Origin of the sequence: Duganella rhizosphaerae, from assembly GCF_040364205.1 — a bacterium.
GTDB lineage: Bacteria > Pseudomonadota > Gammaproteobacteria > Burkholderiales > Burkholderiaceae_D > Rugamonas > Rugamonas rhizosphaerae.
In genome coordinates this window covers 1-857 of sequence record NZ_BPWK01000066.1, presented here as the reverse complement: position 1 = coordinate 857, position 857 = coordinate 1, and the positions used below count along the sequence as shown (strand labels likewise).

1 protein-coding gene is annotated in these 857 nt (G+C 58.0%); it reads left to right on the top strand.

The window, feature by feature from the left end; translation table 11 throughout:
* Nucleotides 1-857, top strand: an 857-nt coding sequence (tuf, locus tag RUGAMON1_RS32615; RefSeq protein ID WP_445234419.1) for an elongation factor Tu, incomplete at both ends; no start/stop codon positions are given.

Below are 857 nucleotides of genomic sequence, written 5' to 3'. Positions count from 1 at the left end.
TGCCCAGGCCACGCCGACTACATCAAAAACATGATTACCGGTGCTGCGCAGATGGACGGCGCGATCCTGGTTTGCTCCGCAGCCGACGGCCCAATGCCACAGACCCGCGAGCACATCCTGCTGGCCCGTCAAGTTGGCGTTCCATACATCGTCGTGTTCCTGAACAAGTGCGATCTGGTCGATGACGAAGAGCTGCTGGAACTGGTTGAAATGGAAGTTCGCGAGCTGTTGTCGAAGTACGAATTCCCAGGCGACGACCTGCCTATCATCAAAGGTTCGGCACGTAAAGCGCTGGACGGCGACACCGGTCCTCTGGGCGAAGTAGCCATCATGGCTCTGGCCGACGCACTGGACAGCTACATCCCTACGCCAGAGCGCGCAGTGGACGGCGCCTTCCTGATGCCAGTGGAAGACGTGTTCTCGATCTCGGGCCGCGGTACCGTGGTGACCGGTCGTATCGAGCGCGGCATCATCAAAGTCGGCGAAGAGATCGAAATCGTTGGTATCACCGACACCGTCAAAACCATCTGCACCGGCGTGGAAATGTTCCGCAAGCTGCTGGACCAGGGTATGGCTGGCGACAACGTCGGTCTGCTGCTGCGCGGCACCAAGCGTGAAGACGTACAGCGTGGTCAGGTTCTGGCGAAGCCAGGCTCGATCAAGCCGCACAACCACTTCACCGGCGAGATCTATGTTCTGTCGAAAGACGAAGGCGGCCGTCACACTCCGTTCTTCAACAACTATCGTCCACAGTTCTACTTCCGTACGACTGACGTGACCGGTTCGATCGAACTGCCAGCGGACAAAGAAATGGTTATGCCAGGCGATAACGTGTCGATCACCGTCAAGCTGATCAA